This window comes from Bacillus cereus group sp. BfR-BA-01311 (assembly GCF_022664295.1).
GTDB classification, from domain to species: Bacteria; Bacillota; Bacilli; order Bacillales; family Bacillaceae_G; genus Bacillus_A; species Bacillus_A cereus.
On sequence record NZ_JAKUHC010000016.1, the window covers coordinates 47,315 to 67,140 of the forward strand.

The following is a 19,826-nucleotide window of genomic DNA, read 5'->3' on the forward strand; positions in this document are numbered from 1 at the left end:
TTGAATTCACTTTCTAAAATAGGCAATTTCCTGTTATTATATGGAGGTGTTTCAAAAAATGAAGAAATGAAAACGCATTTATATCGTGAATTCTTCATCCTGTTTTAGCGATCGGTAATCTTCTACTCTATTAGTGGGGCATTACCGATCGTTAGAACGATATGTAACTATATTGGTATAGCAAACCGAAGGGAGTCTTGTAATGGACATTTTATTAGCGCTTCTTCCTGCAATTGCATGGGGAAACATCTTATTAGTAAGCGTAAAAATGGGCGGTGGTGCATATAGCCAAACGGTAGGTATGACAATCGGTGCTCTATTCTTCGCAACAATTATGTATGTATTTACTCAACCAGCTTTAACAATGACAATCTTAATTGTTGGTTTTATTTCAGGTTTATTCTGGGCTTTAGGACAAGTAAACCAATTAAAAACAGTTGAAAAACTAGGTGTTTCAACTACTGTAACGATTTCTACTGGTATGCAACTTGTTGCAACTTCTATCTTTGGGGTTATCGCTTTCCGTGAGTGGACTACTACTACAACGATCATTCTGGGAACGATTGCAATCCTATTAATCGTAGTTGGTGTTGTATTCACATCATTAGATGATAAAGAAAATGCTCAGCCACCTGGACAATTGAAAAAAGGACTTCTTACTTTAATTGTTTCTACTTTCGGCTATCTTGTATATGTAATTATTATTCGTTGGTATAATATCGATGGTTGGTCTGCTATTTTACCACAAGCAGTTGGTATGTTTGTTGGTGCGGTTGTACTGACGTCTAAACATAAACCATTTAACAAATATGCAATCCGTAATGCTTTGTCTGGTTTACTATGGGGAACTGGAAACTTATTCTTACTTCTTTCATTACCACGTGTTGGAGTAGCAACAAGCTTCCCATTATCTCAAACTGGAATCGTTATCTCAACATTCGGTGCGATTGTATTCTTAGGTGAAAAGAAAACAAAACGTCAATTGATCTTTATTGCACTAGGTAGTGTTTTAATTATTGGCGGCGCTGTATTACTTGGTATGACAAAAGCATAATCTTATATTCTATTAGTAAACCCCTGAAGCATATGTACTTCAGGGGTTTTTTAATTCTAATTATTTTCTAGATATAATTATTTGTATGTTCTTGCCCCTTATAATTGCTCTTCCACTCTAGCAAACCAGCTACACATATAAAGAGATTAATAATAGCTAATATTAGCATGAATTTCCTCCTTCTCATTATCCATTCCATCTACGATAAGTCTTTTCTTTTTACAAAATTCTCTTAAAGATGATATCGTTTTTATAACATATCTCTACTAGAAAGGAATAAAGGATATGCTAACTAAACATCGAATTTTATTTATTGGTGCCGGTCGTATGGCAGAAGCTATATTTTCCGGATTACTTAAAACAAGCAAAGAGTACATCGAAGAAATTATCGTCTCTAACCGAAGCAACATAGAAAAGCTAAAACAGTTACAACATCAATATAATGTGTCTACTACAACAGATTGGAAACAGCATGTTACATCTGTTGATACGGTTGTTTTAGCAATGCCACCTTCGGCTCATGAAGAGTTATTAGCTGAGCTATCTCCGTTAATATCAAATCAACTAGTCGTAACAGTAGCAGCTGGCATTGGACCATCTTATTTAGAAGCTAGACTCCCAAAAGGCACGCCTGTTGCTTGGATTATGCCTAATACAGCTGCTGAAATTGGAAAGTCTATCTCCTTATATACAATGGGACAATCAGTAAACGAGATACATCAAGAAACCCTGCAACTACTTTTAAAAGGTATTGGTACTTCGCAACTTTGTAATGAGGAAGAAGTTCATCAGCTTACTGCAGTTACTGGAAGTGCACCAGCCTTCCTTTATTACTTTGCTGAAAGCTTAATTGAAGCAACAAAAAGTTATGGAGTTGATGAAGAAACCGCAAAACATCTTGTCATTCAAATGATTTCTGGCTCTGCTTCTATGCTTGAACAAACGCAAAATCCAGCTAACCTTCGCGAACAAGTAACAACGCCAGGTGGTTCCACAGCTGAAGGTCTCAAAACTTTATACGAATATAATTTTTCAGAGGCAATTCAAAAAGCAGTAGAAGCAACAAACAAAAAAGCTAGGGGGAAATAATATGATTTTAACAAGTTTAAAAGACTATACAACATTACATAACGGTGTAAAAATGCCTTGGTTTGGTTTAGGTGTTTTTAAAGTAGAAGATGGTTCAGAAGTAATTGATTCTGTAAAAGCAGCAATTAAAAATGGCTACCGCAGCATCGATACTGCAGCAATCTATCAAAATGAAGAAGGCGTTGGGCAAGCGATTCGTGAATCCGGTGTTTCACGTGAAGAATTATTTATTACCTCAAAAGTATGGAATAGCGATCAAGGATATGAAACAACGCTTCAAGCATTTGAAACTACATTAGAGAAATTAGGTCTAGAATATTTAGATTTATATTTAGTACATTGGCCTGTAAAAGGGAAATATACTGAATCATGGAAAGCATTAGAAACACTTTATAAAGATGGCCGTGTTCGCGCTATCGGTGTGAGTAATTTCCACATTCACCACTTACAAGACGTATTTGAAATTGCTGAAATTAAGCCAATGGTCAACCAAGTGGAATACCACCCACGTTTAGCACAAGAAGAGTTACATGCATTCTGTAAAGAACATAATATCCAGCTTGAAGCTTGGTCACCATTAATGCAAGGACAACTACTAGATAATCCAACGTTACAAGAAATTGCGACAAAATATAATAAATCAACTGCGCAAATTATTTTACGTTGGGATTTACAAAACGAAGTTGTAACAATTCCCAAATCAATTAAAGAACATCGCATTATTGAAAATGCAAACATCTTCGACTTTGAATTAAGTGCTGATGATATGAAAGCAATTCAAGCTTTAAATGAAGATCGTCGCGTTGGTCCAGATCCAGATAACTTTAACTTCTAGTAGAAAAACCACTGCCATATGCAGTGGTTTTTTCATTTAAGAAAACTGAAAATTTAAACTATATTTCATTTAGTTGACACTTCATTATTCAAGGTGTAAGATTTTGAATTATCAAAGAAACACAAAAATTAATAAAATTTATTCGTTTACTCATTGTATCAAGAGAGGTGGAGGGACTGGCCCTTTGAAACCTCGGCAACAGGTTCATTTTGAATACTGTGCCACTTCCTGCAAGCTTTATGCTTGAAAGATAGAATGAGGGACTTCGTTTATATACGGGTGCATAACTTGTACGTAAAAATCCCTCTTTCTCAATATGAAAAGAGGGATTTTTTATTTTTCATTTCCCTCATCATCATCCAAACTTAATTATTTAGGAGGAAAATCAAATGAAAAAGAAGTTTGTACCCGGTATTGCATCAGTTGTAGGAGTAAGTATTTTATTAACTGGTTGCGGTAGTTATAAAAACGAAGCAAGCGGAGCAAATGCAAAAGACGAGGCACCTAGTAAACAGGTTTTAAACTTATCTTCACCTACTGAAATACGAACAATGGATACGGCTCGTGCTACAGATACTGATTCTGGTCAAGTAATGAGAAACGTATTTGAAGGTTTGTATAATCTTGGTGAAGGTAACAAACCTGTTCCTGGTGTTGCAAAATCTCATGAAGTAAGTGGCGATAAAACGAAATACACATTCCATTTGCGAGATTCAAAATGGTCAAACGGCACTCCTGTTACAGCTAAAGATTTTGTGTTCGCTTGGCAACGTGCCGTAGATCCAGCAACAGCCTCTGAATATGCATTTTTATTCTTTGATATTAAAAACGCAACAAAAATTAACAACAAAGAACTTCCAGCCGACCAACTTGGTGTAAAAGCAGTTGATGACCATACGTTTGAGGTAGAATTAGAGCGTCCTGTTCCTTATTTTATTAGCTTAACAGCGTTCCCAACATTTCTACCAATTAATGAGGAATTCTTTAAAGTACAAGGTGATAAATACGCTTTAGAAGATAATACAATCTTGTACAATGGAGCTTTTACACTAAGCGATTGGAAGCACGAACAAAGCTTTAAATTTAAGAAGAACCCTACCTATTGGGATAAAGATACTGTCAAACTAGAAGAAATCAATTTTAATGTCGTAAAAGAAAAATCAACAGAAGTAAATTTATTCGAGTCAAAACAATTAGATCGTATAAAACTAACATCTGACTTCGTCGATAAATATAAAAAGGATGCTAACTTTAAAGAACGTCCAAACGTAGGCGTACAATTTTTACGTATGAATCAACAAAACAAAGTACTTCAAAACGTTTCTGCACGCCAAGCAATTGATCAAACAATTGATAGAAAATCCTTTGTAAATACGTTATTAAATGATGGCTCTACACCAACATTTGGTCTCGTTCCAAAAAACTTTGCAAAAGGACCTGAAGGAAAAGACTTCCGTACTGCAAACGGCGATTTAACAAAAGTTGATACAAAATCTGCACAAGAGTTATGGAAAAAAGCTAAACAAGAGCTTGGTTCTGAAAAGATAACATTAGAATTATTAACGAGTGATGCTGACCTTGATAAGAAAACTGGTGAATTCTTAAAAGGACAACTAGAAAAGAATCTAGATGGATTAACAGTAAATATAAAACCTCAGCCGCGTAAGCAACAAGTTTCGCTTTTATTAAAAGGTGACTACGAAATCGGAATTGATGGCTGGAGCCCTGACTTTGCGGATCCAATTACATTCCTTGAGCTATTTACAACGAATAACCCTTATAACTTAGATCATTACTCTAATAAGGAATTCGATGAAACAATAGCAAAAGTGAAAACAACTTTAGCTGGTGATGAAAAAGCTCGCTGGGAAGCATTACTAGCATCCGAGAAAATATTATTTAAAGACTCTGTTATCGCTCCTCTTTACCAAAAAGGCGAATCTTATTTAGAACGTTCTTATGTGAAAGGAATTGTGCAAGTAGACTTTGCAGGTCAATTAAACTTCAAGTGGGCAAAAATTGAAAAATAAAGTGAAACTTTAATAAGTGGGGGTTTCTTCATCCCCACTTATTATTAGCCCACACCAATTGTTTTTTTAGCAAAATATATTAAAAATAGGTTCTCTCACACATGAGAATCTGCTTTTTTAATATATTATTCTGAGAAATTAACAATCTATTTTTATTATTGACATATAGTTCTTTTCAGTGTTAATATTCTAAATAATCAAAGAAATAAAATATTTCACCATCAAAATATAATGTCTACTACGTTGAAACATATAACGATAGATTATAGTTCGACATGTATATACATATAGAACACCTGATTACCTATAAACAAATATTTATAATAGGTTTTATCTCCTTCTATAGCTACTTCAAGACACGGACATTATGACGTTACGAACAACACATTTAGGGAGGAACGAACAATGAAGAAAAAAGTTGTACCTGTTGTTGCATCTGTTTTAGGGGCAAGTCTATTACTAACTGCTTGCGGGGGAAATAAAGATAATGCAAGCGGAGCGAAAGCAAACGATAAAGCACCTGATAAACAGGCAATTAACTTATCATTCGCTTCAGAAATTCCAACAATGGATGTTGCAAAAGCAACGGATGGGGAATCCATGAACGTAATGCGTAATGTTTTTGAAGGGCTATATGCAATGGGAGAAGATAATAAACCGGTTCCTGGTGTCGCTGAGTCGGTTGACATTAGTCCCGATAAAACAAAATATACATTCCATCTCCGTGATTCAAAATGGTCAAACGGTACTCCTGTTACAGCAAAGGACTTTGCCTTCGCTTGGCAACGTGCCGTAAATCCTGATACAGCAGCTGAATACGCATTCTTATTCTTCGATATAAAGAATGCGAAACAAATAAACCAAAAACAATTGCCAATTGATCAACTAGGGGTCAAAGCTGTTGATGATAAAACGTTAGAAGTACAACTAGACCGTCCTGTTCCCTACTTCTTAAGCTTAACTACATTCTCAACATTCTTACCAATTAATGAAGAGTACTTAAAGTCTCAAGGCGATAAATATGGTTTAGAAACAAATCATTTAATTTATAACGGTGCTTTCACATTAGATAACTGGAAACATGAACAAAGCTTCCAATTGAAGAAAAATCCTAACTATTGGGATGCTAAAACTGTAAAATTAGAAGAAATCAACTTCAATGTCGTTAAAGATAAGTCTACAGAAGTAAACTTATATGATTCAGGACAAATTGATCGTGTTGCTTTAACTGCAGAGTTTGTTGATAAATATAAGAGCGATCCAAACTTCAAAGAACGCGCTGAAGTCGGTATTCAATTCTTACGATTAAATCAGAAAAATGAAACATTAAAAAATCAACATGCACGCCTTGCTATTAACGGCGCAATGAATAAAAAAGCTTACGTAGAAACAATCTTAAATAACGGCGCTGTTCCAGCTGAAGGAATGGTTCCTGCGAAATTTGCAAAGAGCCCAGAAGGCAATGACTTCCGTAAAGAAAATGGAAATCTAGTCAAGGATGATGTGAAAACAGCGAAAGAAAACTGGAAAAAAGCAAAACAAGAACTTGGTACTGACAAAGTAACAATCGAACTATTAACAAGTGACAATGCTTTAGCTAAAAAGACTGGTGAATATTTAAAAGGTGAATTAGAAAAGAACCTAGATGGATTAACAGTGAATTTAAAACCACAACCACGTAAACAACAGCTAAAACTACTATTAAGTGGTGACTATGAAATTGGTATTGACGGCTGGGGCCCTGACTTCGCTGATCCAATTACATTCTTAGATTTATTTACAACAGATAGTGCTTATAACTTCGATAAATACTCTAACAAAGAGTACGATGAGCTAATTCATAAAGTGAAAACAGATTTAGCTGGCGATGAAAAAGCACGCTTTGAAGCAATGAAGCAAGCTGAAAAAATTCTATTACAAGACGGCGCTGTCGCTCCTTTATACCAACAAGGCCGTTCTTACTTACAACGCTCTTTCATTAAAGGACTTGTAACAACTGACTTCGGTGGTGAGTTTAACTACAAGTGGACAGAAGTTACAAAATAATAATTGCTAATAAAAAGGTATCCCACCGAGGATACCTTTTTATTTTATACTTCTTTAACTACAGAGCTTCTTCTTCCCTTTACCATTCCTTTTATAGCTAAAGTCATCACTGCTACTGATTGTGTAACCAATACAATAACTAATAATGAAATAATATTTCTCTCTAAACTAACTCCTCCAAATATTATTGTATAATAGCCATTCGCTGCATATGTTGCAGGAAATAATTCACTAATTGTTTGATATGTTTTAGAAAGCATTTCATGTGGCACAGTTACAACCATTTGTGTTAATGAAAGAAAGGCGAAAAAGACTATTGTCAATAATCCTCTTTTCCTTCTTTTTGCATTGAACCAAAACTCATCATAAATATAAACACAAACATCAAATATGTTCTCCACGTCAAAGAAGGTATATGCCCTGACCAAAGATAGCTAACTAAATAATTAATTCCCATAATACAAGACGATATTACTAAACTAATACTTATTAGTTTTACATATTTGAGCATATCTTTTCTCCTTGTTTTTATTTTTCTACTTCTTCAAACTGTAGATTCACCGGATCTTCTAAAAGTGTTTCATAAAAGTTCTCTGCCAAATCTGTTGAAGGGATTTTTTCATCTACTTCATCAAATCGAATACTATCTAGCCACACACAACCTTCTCCTGATAATAAAACACCAAATGCAATACCAAGTGCTTCTTCTTTTATATCTAATACAACCGAGTACGATTGCCAGTTATTCGTATTTTTAATGGGGCGATTTTGCATATTATCCATAGCGAGCGGTTCTGTATCTTTTCCATCTACTCGCATCCACAATCCTGCCCAATCTCTTACATTTTCACTCTTAATAAATGCTGTAAAACGTAATCTCTTCCCTACATATTTATCCGCTCGGAACATTTGCATTAATGTTGAAAATCCTCCATGCGTAACATTCTCTTTTGCTTTTATGTATGCAGATACTTTTCCTTGATGGACAACTTCATAATCTAAACCCATCTCATATTCAGCAGGATGACTTCCACTTAAGATCCATCCTTTCGGTATACCTTTTTGCATTGAAACACCCTCTCTTTCTATATAAAATGACTGAAAGTACTTTCGATATTTCTTTGGTGGCAATTGAAACATTCTTTTAAAAGCTCTCGTAAATGCCTCTTGTGAGGAAAAACCGTATTGCACTGCAATATCAATAACAGCTCTCTCCGTTGACACTAAAACTTGCGCAGCATGAGTTAACCTTCTCTTTCGAATATAATCTGTTACACTCATCCCAACATATCTTTGAAAGATGCGATGAAAATGGTACATCGATACTGCACTGTGGGATGCCACTCTTTCTGTTGTAAGCTCCTCATGTAAGTGATTCTCTATATATTCAATTGATTTTTTTATTATCTCTTTATATTCTTCATGCATTTTAGCCCCTCCCTCACAACTTCAATTTACCATATACATACAAATCGTTTTTGATTTAAATTGCGGATTAGTCCTTGTGACTGCAGGATAATAATTTATTTTCAACACATACATAATTACATGTTTTTGGGAAAAACTTGTATAGAACGAATTTACATAAGGAGGAATTTATAATGAGAATTCTACTATCAGTTTTATTAGCTCTTATGCTAGTACCTGCATTAACAGGATGTAAAGCTCCTGCAAAAGAAGACACAACTTCTAATAAAAAGACGACTGAAGAAGCAAAAAATGAGGCCCCTGCAGATTTAAAACTTAATTTTAATGAATTTAGTTTAGATACAGACTATCAGGATACAAAGAAAGACTACGAAGCAGATTATAAAAATGTAGCGGCTGATAAGAAAATGGAAGCAAAAATTGAAGATCATAAAGCAGATGTAAATTTAACAGGAGACGAAGCTATCACAAAATTAAGCCCACTTCTACAAGAATTAAAATTTGATAAAGATACTCCTGACCAAGAAGTAATTGATCAAGTAGTGAACGTGTTCAAACTTGATAAAGACTATCAAAAATTCGATTTAGAAGTTGTCTTCTCTGATGGAACGAAAAAAGAATACAAAAGAGAAATAAAATAAAGAAGTAGGCCGTAGTAAGAAGAAAAAATAACCTTGCACAGGCAAGGTTATTTTTTCGTTTCTGCTTGAAAACGTTTATAGTATGTCGATGCTGTTGCAAAATTAATTTCTATATCACGAATCAACGATGAATCTTCTTCTTTAGCTAACTTCTGTAATTTTTTCATTGCTTGTTCTGATTCATTCAAGAAACCAACATATACCTCATGTTCTTGCTCTTTCGATTTTGGAACACGAATTTCTTTACGTATATGATCAATATCTTCTAACATGCTCGTTGTTACCTTTTGCACATCTTCTTTATATGTAGCATTCGTTATTTCCTTACCGCCCTTTTCCTTTGCCACTTCAAATAGCTGCAGTGCGTTATTAATTTCTTTATTCATTTTCATATCGTATTTTTCATGTACTGCAAGGTATTCTTTCATCTCTTCTGTTTGCTCAGTGGATTGCTCTACCTTTTCTTTCGGTTCTTTCGTATCTTTATTTCCATTACATCCTGCTAGAAGGATCATACTTCCCATTACAGCAATACCCAAAACCTTCTTCATCTCTTCTTCTCCTTTTATCTACAGCTACTACTCATTATAGTTTCTTTTATCTCCACTTGTTATTATACCGAGAACGCCCTACTTTTTACACTTAAGACGACATCGTAATATATATACCAACATGTTTGTCACAGTATCGTCACTTTATACAAATAACTTTTGCAATGCTTTACTACATCCCCTTAAAAAACTGTATGAGGTATTTCAAAGAAATGAAAAAAGAACTGATTCAAACATTCCCTTTGAATCAGTTCTTTTTTGTTAAGCCTCTAAATTTTGTTTTTGCTGCAGTTCAAACTGCTTCTCACTTCTTCTGGCCATAAATAGATAACATAACACTGCTCCTACTTCACAAAGCGCAATAACAACACCCATCGGTAATGCTGTATTACTTCCACCAATACCTACTAGCGGAGCGACAAGCGCTCCTGAAATGAACTGTAATAAGCCTAATAAAGCTGACGCTGTTCCTGCAGCTTGCTTCTGATTTCTCATCGCTAATGAGAACCCAGTTGTTGATACAACCCCGACACTTGATACAACAAGGAATAACGAACATAAAACACCGATTAAACCTATTCCTAGTACGATTGTCAGTAGTAAAGATAGGCCACCAACAGCTGCGATAATAATACCAGCAACAAATAATGTCTTCTCATTCACTTTCCCCGCTAAACGACCCGTTACCTGACTAGCAATAATAATACCGATGCCGTTAATCGCAAAGAATAAACTAAATTGCTGTGGTGATGCTCCGTATATGTTCTGCAACACAAATGGTGAGCCCGAAATGTATGCAAACATTGCCGCTGTTACTAATCCTTGTGACAATGCATATCCCATAAACAGACGGTCCTTTAACAATTTTCCGTACGTCGCCAAAGTCCCTGACAAACCACCCGTTTCTCTTTCTTCAGGAGGTAATGTTTCACGCAATACAAAAGTAGCTGATATTAACATGAATACGCTAATTGCTCCAAGAACGATGAAAACACCGCGCCACGTTGTAAACTGTAATAATTGCCCCCCAATAATCGGTGCCAAAATAGGTGCTGCTCCGTTTACTAACATAAGCAGTGAGAAAAACTTCGTCATTTCAGAACCTGAATACATATCACGTACCATCGCACGTGATATAACAATCCCGGCTGATCCTGAAGCTCCTTGTAGGAAGCGTAATAACACTAATGTCCAAATAGATGGCGCAACAGCACAAAGTAAAGAAGAAGCAACATAAATAATAAGAGCAATAATAAGAGGTTTGCGTCTTCCGTAAATATCACTAATTGAGCCAACAAATAATTGTCCTACTGACAGCCCAAGCAAACAAGCTGTTAATGTAAGCTGCGCGAGGGATGCACCTGTTTGCAAATCATCCGTTAACTTCGGTAATGAAGGCAAATACATATCAATAGATAATGGTCCAATCGCCGTAAGTGTTCCTAATACAAGAATCATCCATAACCTGTTTGCCTTTACAGGTTTATATATTTCGTGATTAACTTCATTCACTTTTTCAATTCACCCTTTCCTATACAAACTGAATCGTAACAATTATAGTTACATCATAAACATACGTCAAGTACAGCGCATTTTCCTCTTTCATAATGTAAAAAAAGCGATAGAAATTCTATCGCTTTACTTTTTCACATTGCTATTCGTAAATTTAGATACTGAGGACATCATCTCTCCCGTATCTAAATATGTAATTTGAATTGGGTCTCCTACTTCTGTAAACATAGCATATGGGAATTTCTTCACCGGTATCATAAATACCTTTTGTTCATTCTCTAAAAGTACGTACACGATTGTATTTTCACCTGTTTTTTCTTTATATACCCGTTGTACAATACCTTCTTTTTGCGCTTCTTTTCCTGTTGAGGTTGGTCTAAATGTATCACCATTACCGCTCATTACGTTTTTATAATTCTCAAGCGCTTCTTTCTGCGAAGAACCTGTCGCAAATATTTTTGCATTAGCAGCATATACAACTGTATGTGCACGTACTAGGCCTCCGTCATCAACAACCGGAATAATCCAAGCTGGTTTACCGTATACGTTATAAATGACAGGCATTGTCCCATGCCATTTCTCTCTCTTAAAGGAATTATCTACTACTTCTGTAGCTGCTGAACCATCCATAATCCCCTTTACTTCTTTTCCATTATAGTAATATAGCTTGCCTGTGCGTGCATCTACTAATGAATAGCCTAGGGCTGAATCTACTCCTTCCTTTGGAGAAGTAAAGTCTGTAAAATAATACAGTGTTCCATCTTTACCAAAGATCGGGGTCACGCCTTCTTTCGTTCCCCACTCAGTCGGAATTTTCATATCTGTTTGTGAGAATTTCGTATTCCAAAATCCGTGAATATATTTACCAAAGTACGTATTTAACGTAGATGCAGTCTCATGATTTAATACACCATCAACAAATTTAGGTGCCTTTCCTTTATCATATCTTTTCACTTCACCTGTTTGTGCATCTACTACGACAACACCTTCTACCTCAAATCCAGATCTTCCTGAAATAAATTCACCATACGTCATTGTATAATATGGTTTTCCTTTATCATCAACCTCAAATTTAGGTTTTCCTTTAAAGATTAAATTTGGTTCTGCTTGCCTTACCACACGCTCTAAATTATTACCAAAAAACATGCTTGGCACATATTTCATTTTATAACCGAGGTGCAGTTTCGCTTCCGCATCAGGATTCGTACCTGACATCGTTACATACCCTGGAATTGTCTCAGCTTTACGCGCTTTAAAAAATCCTGAAACTTCAATCGGCGCTACATATAAAGCTTCGCCGTTTACCATTTGTGGCGTTAATTCTCCTAGCTCAAAATAAGCTACTTTCGGAATATCACCAAATACTTTTTTCATCTTATTCTCCGCTGTCTTTGGCGGCACTGTAAACGGCTGGTCATTTTCAGTAAATGGCTCTGAAATATCTTTCTCTATCTTAACAACAGAATCATATTTCTTTTGCGAGATTACTATATCGTGCAAATAACCGAAGTAGCCGTAACTTGCGAGTAAAATAAACATTAGAAGTCCTTTTAATGTACCTTCTAATTTCCCTATTTGATCTTGTGAAAATAAAACAAGCCCAATTAAAATTGCTACTGCAACAGAATAATGAGTAAGAATCGAGTCTACCCGATCATCAATTAGCCAAAAGTATTCATAGATTGCAATACCTATCCAAAATAAAACAGGAATAACTAAAATAGATGATTTCTTACCCTTTACAACCTTCTTATCTCCCTTCTTATCCACTGCTCGAAGCTTACTACTACTTCTTGTCCATGGAATCAAAAACAAAGTAAGAATAGCTAAAACTAAAAATTTCATCAAAGGCACTGTCCCCTTTTCTTTTGTATTCCCTTTTAGTATAACAAATAAAGGGTATTAAGGTGAAAATAGGAATAGTTATATTTTTTTACTACTTAATACAATCCCGCTCACTACATATAGAATAGATGCAATATAAAAAATTGTACCAATCGTAAAGAAATCTACTAAATATCCCGTGGCAATAACCGCTACTGCTCCGCCAATGGATGTCCACACATGGTATTTTCCAATCTCATAACCAGCCTTTTCCTGCGCAACCTTTCGTGCTAACGAAGTCTTCTCAGTATTACGCTGCACAGCACCTAAAACTCCCATTACAATTTGAAGAATATATACATGCCATACTTCCGTGGCAATCGGAAAGCAAAGCATTAAGATTGCCATGGACCAAGCGTATATGATTAATAATTTTTTATCACCTACTTGATCAGATATCTTTCCCACTAGTGGGTATACAAGTGCTGATGTTAAAGCAAATAAGCCATACGCCCAGCCAAATTGCGAGAAGCTATTTCCAACATTTCGAAGCAATAATATATAAAAAGGAAATACCATACTTCCTGCCATCATGATGATACTTTGCGAAGCCACAAATCTTCTATATGTCATTTCGTATACTCCCTATAAAATAAATTCACAAATCTCTCTTCTGAATCTACTTCCTTCTTTTTCTTGAGAAATTCTTCAATACGAGGATATGCCCTCTTTAACTGCTCTTTCGTTGGATAAGAATAGTACGGCAAATAGTAACTACCGTTATGCTTTAAAGTAACATCGATCATCTTCCGAATGACATCCTCTGTTTTCTTTATCTCACTCTCTGAGCGTCCCTGGTTAATCAAAAGAACCAGCGCAAACATATCATCTTTCGCATAGGACAAAACTGCATTTTCATTCTTTTCCACGTAACGAATCGTAATGTTGAGTAAATTAAACTCTTCTTCATTTAATACGTTACGTAAATCATCTATATACTCCGTGAAAGCATCTATAGGCACAAAGTATTCTTGTAACACTTCGGTCCTATTTGGATTTTCATATTCCATAAAAGCACTATCTGATCTCATAACATTATTACGCGTCTCATACTTTCCATCTGTACGTTCAAAATAACCTCTTTGTATATCCCAAAACGTATTCTTTCCCCAATCACTATAACGTGATAACCCAAGTAAAAATTTCGGTACCGCTATAATATTTTCTTCCTTTAATTCACTGTACTCTTCTCTCATATTTTGATTTTGTGCCAAAGTATAATCTGTCACATACATCTCTTTTAAAAATGAATTTGGAGCAACAGAAATACGCGCTAAGTGCATACGAACATTCTCATCTCTTTTCACTTTCTCTTTGAAATAAGATGCGTATTCTTTATAATCTATCATTCTCGTGTGCATTTCATATAATTCATCATCTGTTAACTTCAGCGTCACATCTAAAATAACTCCAAATAAACCGTAACCCCCAATGACATATGGAAATAACTCTGCATTTTCTTCTCTACTTACATTACGTACCGTGCCATCTGCCATTAACAATCTAAATGAATCTACTGTATCAATTAGTGCCTCATGACGAATATCACGCCCGTGTACATTTACACTTAATGAACCACCAACAGTAAAAATATTTTGAGACTGCATGACCTGTACCGCAAGGCCATATGGATTTATTTTCTTCTGAATATCATTCCACGTGACACCACTTTGAACTGTAATCCACTTCTTCTCTGGATCAAATTCTAATATTTTATTATATCCCTTCATATCGAGCATCGTGCCATTTGGATAATATGTCTGTCCTCCTTGGCTATGTTGCATGCCTGCAATGGAAATTTTCTCTCCTGAAACTTTTGCATCTCGCACTAATTTTATTAACGAGTGCTCTTCCGTAGCACTTTCAACACGTTTTATTTTTGTCGGAAGCAATTTACCTACATCACTCATAATAGGATGATCAATTTGTTTTTTATACGTATGTACAGACGTTGCAAGCAACACTGTATATGCTACAATGACCGCCGCTATCTTTCCTTTTTTCAAATGACACTCTCCTCTTCTACATCTTTTCCTCTTTATATTGTACCTATTTTCCTATGAAGAAAGAATACAAAAAAGAGGGACCTTATTTTAGGTTCCTCCTTATCAAAACTGTTACTTTGCTGCTGGCAATTGTATTGGGTCAAACTTTTCATACGACGTATATTTTGCGTTCGTAATAATGTGTGCTTTATCCTTGCCATTGCTACTCATAATCATGTCTATCTTTGCTGATTCATATTTAAAATCTTTTGTAATGATATATTCTGCATCCACTTCTTCTATCTTCGCATTTTGTGCTTGTAACATTTTCTTCTGCGTTTCATCCATGCTAGTTAACATACTTTCTGTTTCTTGCCCTTTTAATGTAAATTTCAGTTTATATTTATCTCCGCTTTTCTCCAGCTTCATTTTATCTAAAACTACTTCCGGTACTTCTAATTTATCTATAATATCTTGAGTCGCTTTCATTCCACCAGCGTTTAATTGCTCCTCTGGTACGGTTACAACTTCTCCTGTATTAGGGTTTTTTACCTCACCAGCAACTTTACCATCCACAGTATACACTACAACATCTGTACCGGAAATATTCATTTCAGAACGAGAATTCTTTGTCTTTGGCTCTAATTGCATCTTAGCCTTTAATATATCCATCTCTGTTCCCTCAGCTTTTACCCCTACACCATATGTCATCGTTACATGTTCTTCATTTTTAAAAGCTTCATTCGTTTTCTTGAAAACATCTTTCGCCGTTAATTCCTTTTCTTTTTGAACGGATTCTTTTTTCGGCTCATCCGTCTTTGCTGTTTTCTCATTACTACACCCTACCCCTAGACTGATTGCAAGTACTAAACTTGAAACAAAAATAATTTTTTTCATACTGTTGCCCCCTTTCCCAAAATAATATCACCTCTTTTCCTATGAAATCTATATAATTCGTAATATTCTTCTTTAAATTTATTTCCTATATAGCAACATGTTTGAGAAAAAGTTTAAATATGATGTAAATAATAACAACTCATTTCAGGAGGTCATTATGAAAGCTATTATTTGCACAAAGTATGGACCACCTAATGTTCTCCAACTTCAAAATATAGAAAAGCCTAAACCTAAAAAAAATGAAGTATTAGTTAAAATTCACGCAACAAGTGTATCGACTGGAGATTGTAGAATACGTGGCTTTAATAGCCCCCTCTTATTTTGGATTCCTATGCGGATCATATTAGGTTTCAGAAAACCGAGAAAACCTATACTTGGCGTAGAGTTATCCGGTGAAATCGAAGACATTGGAACAGATGTAACACAATTTAAAAAAGGAGATCAAGTTTTTGCATTAACAGAACTAAACCTTGGTGGTTATGCCGAATACACATGCGTGCATGAAAGTGGATTAATAGCATTAAAACCTACCAATGTGACATATGAAGAAGCTGCCGTTATTCCTTTTGGCGGAACTTCAGCATTGCACTTCCTTAGAAAAGGACAGATAAAAAAAGGGCAACGAGTACTTATATACGGCGCCTCTGGGTCAGTAGGGACAGCTGCCGTACAACTTGCGAAATACTTCGGGGCGACTGTCACAGCCATTTGTAGTAGTTCGAATTTCGATTTAGTAACAGCTTTAGGGGCAGACAACGTAATTGATTATATGAAAGAAGATTTTACTAAGCGGGGCGAGCACTATGACATTATATTTGATGCAGTTGGAAAATATAATAAGTCTCTTTGTACAGATGCATTAATGCCTAATGGAAATTATGTATCTGTGAACGGAATGATGGCAAAAGTCAGTAAAGAAGATATGAACCTACTAAAACAACTAGCTGAAACAGAAAAGCTAAAACCTGTTATTGATAGAACTTACCGATTAGAAGAAATTGCTGAAGCTCATATATATGTAGAAAAAGGACATAAAAAGGGGAACGTTTCGATTACCTTAAAATAAAATATATTCTGAAAATATAATTGACAATTCTTTTTGTAAGATTTACTATTAGTACCATACTAAAAAACTACATACACATACTCTTATCAAGAGTGGCGGAGGGACTGGCCCGATGATGCCCGGCAACCGAGCTTATGACGTATAAGCTAAGGTGCTAATTCCTGCAAAACGAGTTTTCGTTTTGGAAGATAAGAGAGGAACCTATTTCGTCTATTCGGCACCTCTCTTATTTTGAGAGGTGCTTTTTATTTTGGAACGTATATGAAGGGGGAATCATAGATGAAGAAAGTATTATTAAGCATTGTAAGCGGAGCGGTACTATTATTAGGCGCATGTAGCGCAGGTTCAGATAAACAAGTAAAAGCGTTAGATGAGAAAAAGATTACTGTCGGTGTAACAGGCGGGCCGCATGAGCAGATTTTTGAAAAGGTAAAAGAAGTGGCAGCGAAAGATGGCCTCGAAATTGATATAAAAGTATTTAATGATTATGTAGCACCAAACGTATCCCTCGATGAAAAAAGCCTTGATGTAAATAGCTATCAAACGAAATCATATTTAGACGTATTTAAAGCTGAACGTAATATGAAATTAACCGAAGTATTTTCAACAGTAACATTCCCTATGGGCGTCTATTCTAAAGACATAAAAGATGTAAAAGACTTAAAAGAGGGCGACGCAATTGCTGTACCAAATGACCCAACGAATGAACTCCGAGCTTTAAAATTATTTGAAAAAGCAGGGGTTTTAAAAGTTGATCCAAAGGCTACAGAAAAAGCGACTGCAAAAGATGTAATTGAAAATCCAAAAAAATTAAAGATTGTCGAATTAGAGGCATCTCAATTACCAACGCAACTAAGTGAAGTGAAAGCAGCTGCAATTAACACAAACTTTGCATTAGGTGCGAAATTAAGTCCGGCGAAAGATTCTATTTTCCGCGAAGGAAAAGATTCACCATATGTGAACTGGGTCGTTGTTCGTACTGAAAATAAAGATGATGCCGTTGTAAACAAATTAAAGAAAGCTTATCAATCTAAAGAAGTAAAAGAGTTTATCGAGAAAAAATTTGATGGTTCAGTTTTACCATCTTGGTAGGAGCTGACGATAATGATTGAATTAAAAAACATATCCAAAGTATTTACAACAAAAAAAGGGAATGTTGAGGCTCTTAAGTCTACTTCCCTTAAAGTAGAAAAAGGCGAAGTATTTGGAATCATTGGGTATAGTGGCGCTGGTAAAAGTACATTGATTCGATGTGTAAATTTATTAGAAAAACCAACGACAGGAAATATCATTGTAAACGAACAAGACTTAACAACGTTATCGACAAAAGAACTAGCAAAAGCGAGACAAAAAATCGGAATGATCTTTCAAGGATTCAATTTACTTAAAACTGTTACCGTTTATGAAAATATCGCATTACCGTTACGGCTTGCTGGCATTCCAAAAGCAGAAATTGAAAAAAGAGTAGAAAAGTATTTACGCATTGTCGATCTTTTTAATAGAAAAGATGCGTATCCAAGCGAACTTTCTGGTGGTCAAAAACAGCGTGTTGCAATTGCTCGTGCGCTATCACATGAACCTGAAGTGTTATTAAGTGATGAAGCAACGAGCGCATTAGATCCAGAAACAACCGATTCTATCCTTGATTTGCTATTAAAGATTAACGAAGAAATCGGAATTACGATTTTACTCATTACACATGAAATGAATGTCATCCAGCGTATATGTGACCGCGTTGCTGTTATGGAACATGGATCTGTAGTCGAAAGTGGGACTGTAAAAGATATTTTCACAAACCCACAACATGTAACCACGAAAAAATTTGTAAATAGCGCATTTGCAGCGAAAATTTCAGAAGAGGTACAGAAAGAACTACAACGTACTGGAGAAATTGTAACACTTTCATTTATTGGCACTACTTCAGGGGAACCTGCCTTAGCCGTTGCCACAAAACGTTTCCAAGTGTATCCGAATATTTTATCCGGTAATATTACGCAGTTAAAACATGAAGCATATGGAAAACTAGTCGTTCATATGCAAGGGGAACAAAATGAAATCCACCGTGCTTTATCATTTTTACAAGAGCAAGGAATCATCGTAGAAGGAGGTAGAACAGATTATGGGAAACAAGTCCTTTTTGGATGAATGGGGTAAAGTCATATGGGAAGCCACAATCCAAACCTTTCAAATGACATCTATTTCATTACTCATCTCTATCCTTATTGCACTGCCACTTGGCGTCACACTTGTTTTAACGAGACCTGGTGGACAGCATGAAAATAAAATCATCTATCCTATTCTTAATACGGTTATTAATGTTATTCGCTCTCTTCCATTTATCATTCTATTATTCTTTATCTTGCCTTTTACAAAGTTTCTAATGGGAACATCCATTGGCGTGCAAGGTGTTATCGTACCGCTTGTCGTCTTCACAGCCCCTTATATCGCACGTTTAATGGAGACAGCTTTACTAGAAGTCGATCGCGGCGTTATTGAAGCCTATCAAGCGATGGGCGTCTCTACTATAAAAATTATTTGGCACGTTATGGTGAAAGAAGCTCGTCCCTCCCTTGTACTTGGATTAACAATTGCAACGATTGGCTTAATCGGCGCAACAGCAATGGCTGGTCTTGTAGGCGCTGGTGGGCTAGGGGACTTAGCATACCGCTTCGGACATTTACGCTACGAGCCTGAAGTAATGTATGCAACTGTCTTTATTTTAATTATCCTCGTTCAAGGATTACAGTCTTTAGGGCATGGTGTTGCACGAAGATTGAAGAAAGATTAAAAAAGAAGGTATCTCACCAA

At 35.7% G+C, this 19,826-nt stretch carries 19 protein-coding genes and 2 riboswitches; of the genes, 10 read left to right on the top strand and 9 right to left on the bottom strand.

Going from position 1 to position 19,826, the window contains the following annotated elements; all coding sequences use genetic code 11:
• The first annotated feature begins 202 nt into the window (after positions 1-202).
• From MR136_RS24560 to MR136_RS24580, 5 genes are all read left to right on the top strand, one after another.
• Positions 203-1,054 carry a GRP family sugar transporter gene (locus MR136_RS24560; protein ID WP_000353544.1) on the top strand — a complete coding sequence of 284 codons (852 nt, stop codon included), beginning with the start codon at positions 203-205 and terminating at the stop codon, positions 1,052-1,054.
• A gap of 285 nt (positions 1,055-1,339) precedes the next feature.
• The gene (gene proC / locus MR136_RS24565) at positions 1,340-2,143 is read left to right on the top strand and encodes a pyrroline-5-carboxylate reductase (protein WP_017674453.1); all 804 of its coding nucleotides are present in this window, start codon (positions 1,340-1,342) and stop codon (positions 2,141-2,143) included.
• A gap of 1 nt (position 2,144) precedes the next feature.
• A complete protein-coding gene (locus MR136_RS24570; protein ID WP_000604203.1) occupies positions 2,145-2,978 on the top strand; it encodes an aldo/keto reductase in 834 nt (277 codons plus the stop codon).
• A 152-nt stretch (positions 2,979-3,130) separates the two neighbouring features.
• Positions 3,131-3,235, top strand: a riboswitch (SAM riboswitch).
• Between the two features lie 132 nt (positions 3,236-3,367).
• Entirely contained in the window at positions 3,368-5,008 is a 1,641-nt protein-coding gene (locus MR136_RS24575) for a peptide ABC transporter substrate-binding protein (protein ID WP_000726482.1), read from the top strand.
• 405 nt (positions 5,009-5,413) lie between these two features.
• Positions 5,414-7,054, top strand: a complete 1,641-nt coding sequence (locus MR136_RS24580) for a peptide ABC transporter substrate-binding protein (protein WP_000731086.1) — start codon at positions 5,414-5,416, stop codon at positions 7,052-7,054.
• A gap of 44 nt (positions 7,055-7,098) precedes the next feature.
• Here MR136_RS24580 and MR136_RS24585 read toward each other — a convergent pair whose 3' ends face one another.
• The 3 genes from MR136_RS24585 to MR136_RS24595 are packed head-to-tail and all read right to left on the bottom strand — an operon-like array spanning position 7,099 to position 8,482.
• On the bottom strand, positions 7,099-7,377 hold the full coding sequence (locus tag MR136_RS24585; RefSeq protein ID WP_000156944.1) for a hypothetical protein: 279 nt from the start codon (positions 7,375-7,377) through the stop codon (positions 7,099-7,101).
• Positions 7,374-7,565, bottom strand: a complete 192-nt coding sequence (locus MR136_RS24590; protein WP_000922547.1) for a hypothetical protein — start codon at positions 7,563-7,565, stop codon at positions 7,374-7,376. The genes MR136_RS24585 and MR136_RS24590 overlap by 4 nt, the downstream gene beginning before the upstream one ends.
• A 17-nt stretch (positions 7,566-7,582) precedes the next feature.
• Entirely contained in the window at positions 7,583-8,482 is a 900-nt protein-coding gene (locus tag MR136_RS24595; protein WP_000544202.1) for a helix-turn-helix transcriptional regulator, read from the bottom strand.
• A 173-nt stretch (positions 8,483-8,655) separates the two neighbouring features.
• Between MR136_RS24595 and MR136_RS24600 the strand changes: the two genes are divergently transcribed.
• Complete coding sequence (locus tag MR136_RS24600; protein WP_061456698.1) at positions 8,656-9,123, top strand: YusW family protein; 468 nt, start codon at positions 8,656-8,658, stop codon at positions 9,121-9,123.
• A gap of 47 nt (positions 9,124-9,170) precedes the next feature.
• Here the strand turns inward: MR136_RS24600 and MR136_RS24605 are convergent, their stop codons facing one another.
• The 6 genes from MR136_RS24605 to MR136_RS24630 form a co-directional block, all read right to left on the bottom strand.
• The gene (locus MR136_RS24605; protein WP_000756526.1) at positions 9,171-9,674 is read right to left on the bottom strand and encodes a hypothetical protein; all 504 of its coding nucleotides are present in this window, start codon (positions 9,672-9,674) and stop codon (positions 9,171-9,173) included.
• Between the two features lie 261 nt (positions 9,675-9,935).
• On the bottom strand, positions 9,936-11,195 hold the full coding sequence (locus MR136_RS24610) for a multidrug effflux MFS transporter (protein WP_224200803.1): 1,260 nt from the start codon (positions 11,193-11,195) through the stop codon (positions 9,936-9,938).
• Positions 11,196-11,312: 117 nt separating this feature from the next.
• The gene (locus MR136_RS24615) at positions 11,313-13,031 is read right to left on the bottom strand and encodes a DUF3981 domain-containing protein (protein ID WP_017674450.1); all 1,719 of its coding nucleotides are present in this window, start codon (positions 13,029-13,031) and stop codon (positions 11,313-11,315) included.
• Between the two features lie 78 nt (positions 13,032-13,109).
• The gene (locus MR136_RS24620; RefSeq protein WP_029441435.1) at positions 13,110-13,643 is read right to left on the bottom strand and encodes an MFS transporter; all 534 of its coding nucleotides are present in this window, start codon (positions 13,641-13,643) and stop codon (positions 13,110-13,112) included.
• On the bottom strand, positions 13,640-15,076 hold the full coding sequence (locus tag MR136_RS24625; protein ID WP_224200789.1) for an FAD-binding protein: 1,437 nt from the start codon (positions 15,074-15,076) through the stop codon (positions 13,640-13,642). The genes MR136_RS24620 and MR136_RS24625 overlap by 4 nt, the downstream gene beginning before the upstream one ends.
• A gap of 111 nt (positions 15,077-15,187) precedes the next feature.
• On the bottom strand, positions 15,188-15,952 hold the full coding sequence (locus tag MR136_RS24630) for a DUF6612 family protein (RefSeq protein ID WP_000720094.1): 765 nt from the start codon (positions 15,950-15,952) through the stop codon (positions 15,188-15,190).
• A gap of 157 nt (positions 15,953-16,109) precedes the next feature.
• On the opposite strand from MR136_RS24630, the gene MR136_RS24635 reads away from it, so the two are divergent.
• The 4 genes from MR136_RS24635 (at position 16,110) to MR136_RS24650 (ending at position 19,806) form a co-directional block, all read left to right on the top strand.
• The gene (locus tag MR136_RS24635; RefSeq protein WP_061456701.1) at positions 16,110-17,018 is read left to right on the top strand and encodes an NAD(P)-dependent alcohol dehydrogenase; all 909 of its coding nucleotides are present in this window, start codon (positions 16,110-16,112) and stop codon (positions 17,016-17,018) included.
• 80 nt (positions 17,019-17,098) lie between these two features.
• A riboswitch (SAM riboswitch) is annotated at positions 17,099-17,213 on the top strand.
• Between the two features lie 84 nt (positions 17,214-17,297).
• Positions 17,298-18,110: a MetQ/NlpA family ABC transporter substrate-binding protein gene (locus tag MR136_RS24640; RefSeq protein ID WP_017674448.1), complete on the top strand. Its 813-nt coding sequence runs from the start codon at positions 17,298-17,300 to the stop codon at positions 18,108-18,110.
• 12 nt (positions 18,111-18,122) lie between these two features.
• Positions 18,123-19,163: a methionine ABC transporter ATP-binding protein gene (locus tag MR136_RS24645; protein WP_061456702.1), complete on the top strand. Its 1,041-nt coding sequence runs from the start codon at positions 18,123-18,125 to the stop codon at positions 19,161-19,163.
• The gene (locus MR136_RS24650; protein ID WP_031312426.1) at positions 19,138-19,806 is read left to right on the top strand and encodes a methionine ABC transporter permease; all 669 of its coding nucleotides are present in this window, start codon (positions 19,138-19,140) and stop codon (positions 19,804-19,806) included. The genes MR136_RS24645 and MR136_RS24650 overlap by 26 nt, the downstream gene beginning before the upstream one ends.
• Positions 19,807-19,826 lie beyond the last annotated feature (20 nt).

Coding starts and splice junctions, on each gene's coding strand:
- MR136_RS24590 (WP_000922547.1), bottom strand. CDS start 7,565: ATGCTCAAATATGTAAAACTAATAAGTATTAGTTTAGTAATATCGTCT.
- MR136_RS24640 (WP_017674448.1), top strand. CDS start 17,298: ATGAAGAAAGTATTATTAAGCATTGTAAGCGGAGCGGTACTATTATTA.
- MR136_RS24650 (WP_031312426.1), top strand. CDS start 19,138: ATGGGAAACAAGTCCTTTTTGGATGAATGGGGTAAAGTCATATGGGAA.
- MR136_RS24595 (WP_000544202.1), bottom strand. CDS start 8,482: ATGCATGAAGAATATAAAGAGATAATAAAAAAATCAATTGAATATATA.
- MR136_RS24570 (WP_000604203.1), top strand. CDS start 2,145: ATGATTTTAACAAGTTTAAAAGACTATACAACATTACATAACGGTGTA.
- proC (WP_017674453.1), top strand. CDS start 1,340: ATGCTAACTAAACATCGAATTTTATTTATTGGTGCCGGTCGTATGGCA.
- MR136_RS24630 (WP_000720094.1), bottom strand. CDS start 15,952: ATGAAAAAAATTATTTTTGTTTCAAGTTTAGTACTTGCAATCAGTCTA.
- MR136_RS24605 (WP_000756526.1), bottom strand. CDS start 9,674: ATGAAGAAGGTTTTGGGTATTGCTGTAATGGGAAGTATGATCCTTCTA.
- MR136_RS24635 (WP_061456701.1), top strand. CDS start 16,110: ATGAAAGCTATTATTTGCACAAAGTATGGACCACCTAATGTTCTCCAA.
- MR136_RS24645 (WP_061456702.1), top strand. CDS start 18,123: ATGATTGAATTAAAAAACATATCCAAAGTATTTACAACAAAAAAAGGG.
- MR136_RS24580 (WP_000731086.1), top strand. CDS start 5,414: ATGAAGAAAAAAGTTGTACCTGTTGTTGCATCTGTTTTAGGGGCAAGT.
- MR136_RS24600 (WP_061456698.1), top strand. CDS start 8,656: ATGAGAATTCTACTATCAGTTTTATTAGCTCTTATGCTAGTACCTGCA.
- MR136_RS24620 (WP_029441435.1), bottom strand. CDS start 13,643: ATGACATATAGAAGATTTGTGGCTTCGCAAAGTATCATCATGATGGCA.
- MR136_RS24615 (WP_017674450.1), bottom strand. CDS start 13,031: ATGAAATTTTTAGTTTTAGCTATTCTTACTTTGTTTTTGATTCCATGG.
- MR136_RS24575 (WP_000726482.1), top strand. CDS start 3,368: ATGAAAAAGAAGTTTGTACCCGGTATTGCATCAGTTGTAGGAGTAAGT.
- MR136_RS24560 (WP_000353544.1), top strand. CDS start 203: ATGGACATTTTATTAGCGCTTCTTCCTGCAATTGCATGGGGAAACATC.